General features: G+C 63.8%; 4 protein-coding genes and 1 pseudogene. 2 read left to right on the top strand and 3 right to left on the bottom strand.

Annotated features, from left to right (window positions below; all coding sequences use genetic code 11):
- From Q0693_RS05625 to Q0693_RS05615, 3 genes are all read right to left on the bottom strand, one after another.
- Window positions 1-214: helix-turn-helix domain-containing protein (locus tag Q0693_RS05625; protein ID WP_298629842.1), on the bottom strand; the 214-nt coding region annotated here is incomplete at its 3' end.
- A 113-nt stretch (window positions 215-327) separates the two neighbouring features.
- The gene (gene ndk, locus Q0693_RS05620; RefSeq protein WP_243032030.1) at window positions 328-741 is read right to left on the bottom strand and encodes a nucleoside-diphosphate kinase; all 414 of its coding nucleotides are present in this window, start codon (window positions 739-741) and stop codon (window positions 328-330) included.
- 21 nt (window positions 742-762) lie between these two features.
- On the bottom strand, window positions 763-1,695 hold the full coding sequence (locus Q0693_RS05615) for a PP2C family serine/threonine-protein phosphatase (RefSeq protein WP_243032031.1): 933 nt from the start codon (window positions 1,693-1,695) through the stop codon (window positions 763-765).
- A 101-nt stretch (window positions 1,696-1,796) separates the two neighbouring features.
- Here Q0693_RS05615 and rtcB point away from each other — a divergent pair, with 101 nt between their 5' ends.
- Window positions 1,797-3,227 carry an RNA ligase RtcB gene (gene rtcB, locus Q0693_RS05610; RefSeq protein ID WP_298629839.1) on the top strand — a complete coding sequence of 477 codons (1,431 nt, stop codon included), beginning with the start codon at window positions 1,797-1,799 and terminating at the stop codon, window positions 3,225-3,227.
- A gap of 45 nt (window positions 3,228-3,272) precedes the next feature.
- Window positions 3,273-3,455: pseudogene (locus Q0693_RS05605) on the top strand (hypothetical protein); the annotation flags it as partial.

Raw genomic sequence — 3,455 nt, 5'->3', positions numbered from 1 at the left:
GCTTTTGGGCTTTCCTATAGGCATCCCTTCTCTCTTGTAGGGCGGCGTTATAGAGTTGACGGCACAGGGAAAGGACTTTCTCCAGGTCCTGCCTTTGGGGTTTAGTGGGGTAGAGGCGGTACTTGAAGGCCTTCTTGTAGGTGCTATCCTGAATGCGCTTCCCCTCCCATTCAGGTGGTCCCGGGTCCGGGGTGGGCGTACACCGCTGGACCATTTGCTCCTAGTGTAGCCCACTGTGGGGGGTCCATGTATCCCCGGACTGAAGGTCCGGGGCATTATGGCCCCCCCACGCCCCCCTTTTCTGTAAACCCGGGCCTCCAAGCAAGCCTAGAGGAGTTCCTCGGGCCGGAAGAAAAGGTCAATCTCCCTCTTCGCATCCTCCAGGCCTGCGGAACCATGGATCACGTTCTCGTCAATGGTGGTGGCGAAGTCCCCGCGGATGGTGCCGGGAAGGGCGTCCTTGGGGTGGGTGGCCCCCATCATCTTCCGCACCTCGGCCACGGCGTTTGGCCCCTCCAGAACCATGGCTACCACAGGACCCGAGGTGATGAAGCTCACCAGGCCGGGGAAGAAGGGCTTTTCCCGGTGCTCGGCGTAATGCCTTTCCGCCAGCTCCTGGGAGATCAGGACAAGCTTAAGCCCCACAATGCGAAAGCCTTTCCGTTCAAAGCGGGCCAGGATCTCCCCCACCAAACCCCTGCGCACGCCATCGGGTTTCACCATGACAAAGGTCCGCTCCATACCCCTAGGAGTTTAGCAGGTCTACGGCCTTTTGAAGTAGCCCAGCAGGATGTAGGCCACCACCACCACCCAGAGGAGCACCAGGAGGGCATCCCGCCAGTTCAGGCGCACCCGGGGGCGCTCCGGTTCCAGGACCTGGGTGGGGAGTTCCTCGGGCTCCTCCCCCAGCTTGAGGCGCACCGGGGCACCCCCCGCCGCCTCGAGGGGCAGGGCATAAGGGCGACCCCCCTGGGGAAGCTCCTCGGGGATGCGCACCACAATGGCGCTCACGTTATCCGGCCCCCCCCATTCGTTGGCCAAGGCCACCAGGCGCTTGGCCGCCTCTTCGGGAGGAAAACTCTTTAGAACTTCCCCAAGAGTGCGGTCCTCCAGAACTCCCGATAGGCCGTCGCTGCACAACAAAAACACGTCCCCGGGTTCTAACTTGAGCCCCATGAGGTCCACCCGGGCCTGGGGGAAGGAGCCTAGGGCGTTGGTGATCACGTTGCGCCAGCGGTGGGTCTTGGCCTCCTCGGGGCTTAGGAGGCCCTGGCGCACCCTTTCCGCCACCCAGGAGTGGTCCTCGGTGAGGAGGGTGAGCTCCCCTTTCCGGAGGAGGTAGGCCCTCGAGTCCCCCACGTGGGCGATCAGGGCATAGGGTAGGTCCAGAAGGAGGCAGGTGGCGGTGGTGCCCATGCCCCGGTTCTCAGGGCGTTGCGCCTCCTGATAGATGCGCTCGTTGGCCTTTTCAAAGGCTTGAAGCAGGGCCCTGGGGCTTGGGTCCACATTGCGGAGGTTCTCCAGGATCATCTCCACCGCCAGCCTGGCCGCCACCTCCCCCGTGCGGTGCCCCCCCATCCCGTCCGCCACCACGAAGACCCCACCCCAGGGGGTGAGGGCGTGGCCCACGGCGTCCTCGTTCTTGGGACGCTTCAGGCCGGGATGGGTTTCCAGGGCGAAGGCCAGGTCGGGCACAGGGGGATTTTACCGTATAGCCTTGACGCATACCGCATACTGCGGTAGCGTAAAGATACGCCCGGGCACAAAGGCCCGGTCTTTTGCTTTGGGAGGGCGCCATGCGCTTTGAGAAAATCGCCCCCTACACTTACCGCATCCCCCGTCAGGGGAAGATGCGGGTGGATGCGGTTTTCTTCGCCTCGGAGGAGATTCTTAAGGACCTCGAGGGGGAAAACTACGCCTCCTTGCAGCAACTCATGAACGTGGCCACCCTGCCGGGTATCGTGGAGCCCGCCTTAGCCATGCCCGACATCCACTGGGGCTACGGCTTCCCCATCGGTGGGGTGGCGGCCTTTGACCCGGAGGAGGGCGGGGTGGTGAGCCCGGGAGGGGTGGGTTTTGACATTAACTGTGGGGTACGCCTTCTGGCCTCCTCTCTCACTTTGGAAGACCTCCTCCCCCGGCAACGGGAGCTGGCCGATACCCTCTACCGCCTCATCCCCTCGGGGGTGGGGAGCGAGCGCAAGGACGTGCGCTTCAGCAAGAAAGAGCTCAAGGAAATCCTCAAGGAGGGGGCGGGGTGGCTCATCCGCCGGGGTTTCGGCTACCCGGAGGACCTCCGCTTCATTGAGTCAGAGGGCCGCCTTCCCTGGGCCAACCCCGACAAGGTTTCCGATAGGGCCTTTGAGCGGGGAGCCCCCCAGATCGGCACCCTGGGAAGCGGGAACCATTTCCTCGAGGTCCAGTACGTGGACCAGATCTACGACAAAGAGGCTGCCGAAGCCTTCGGCCTCTTTCCCAACCAGATCACCGTTCTCATCCACACCGGAAGCCGGGGCCTGGGCCACCAGGTATGCCAGGATTATGTGGAAAGATTCCTTAAAATGGCCCCTCGCTACGGCATAGAGCTGGTGGACAAGCAGCTGGCGGCAGCCCCCATCCAGAGCCCAGAGGGCCAGGACTACCTCCAGGCCATGGCCGCCGCCGCCAACTTCGCCTTCGCCAACCGCCAGCTCATCGCCCACTTCGTGCGGGAAGCCTTTGAGGTGGTGGGTTTTGCCCCAAGGGAGCATGGCCTAAGGGTCCTCTATGATCTGGCCCACAACAACGCCAAGTTTGAGGAGCACAGGGGAAAAAGGGTCCTGGTGCACCGCAAAGGGGCTACCCGGGCCTTCGGACCAGGGCACCCGGAAATCCCCTTGGAGTACCGGCACGTGGGCCAGCCCGTGCTGGTGCCCGGGGACATGGGCCGCTACTCCTATGTGCTTTCGGGGACGGAAAGGGCCATGGCGGTGTCCTTCGGCTCCAGCTGCCACGGGGCCGGCCGCAAGCTGAGCCGCCACCAGGCCAAACGGGTGGCCCGGGAGCGCAACCTGGTGAAGGAGCTGGCGGAACGGGGCATCCTGGTGCGGGCGGCCACCAAGGCCACCGTGGACGAGGAGATGCCCGAGGCCTACAAGGATGTTTCCGTGGTGGTGGAGGCGGTCCAGGGGGCAGGGATCGGTAAGAAGGTGGCCCGCTTAAGGCCCCTCATTGTGGTGAAAGGATAAACCCTTTCTAAGCGCTTTCTCACCGCCATCTGCTCCCATGGAGGGATGAGGCTTAGCGGCATTCCCTGGAGGAAGGGACTGGCCCTTCTCCTATTCTTCTCCTGTTCCCTGGCCCAGACCCTGCTTCCCGCCGCCACCTTTGGCCTTTCCTTCCGGGAGGAGAACGGGGCCTGGGTCTACGAGGGGAAAGGGGTGCGGCTCGTGTATGTGCCGGGGGTGGGCTGGGCC

Origin of the sequence: uncultured Thermus sp., from assembly GCF_938010445.1 — a bacterium.
In the GTDB taxonomy this organism is placed as follows: domain Bacteria; phylum Deinococcota; class Deinococci; order Deinococcales; family Thermaceae; genus Thermus; species Thermus altitudinis.
This window is presented reverse-complemented; position numbering and strand designations above follow the sequence as displayed.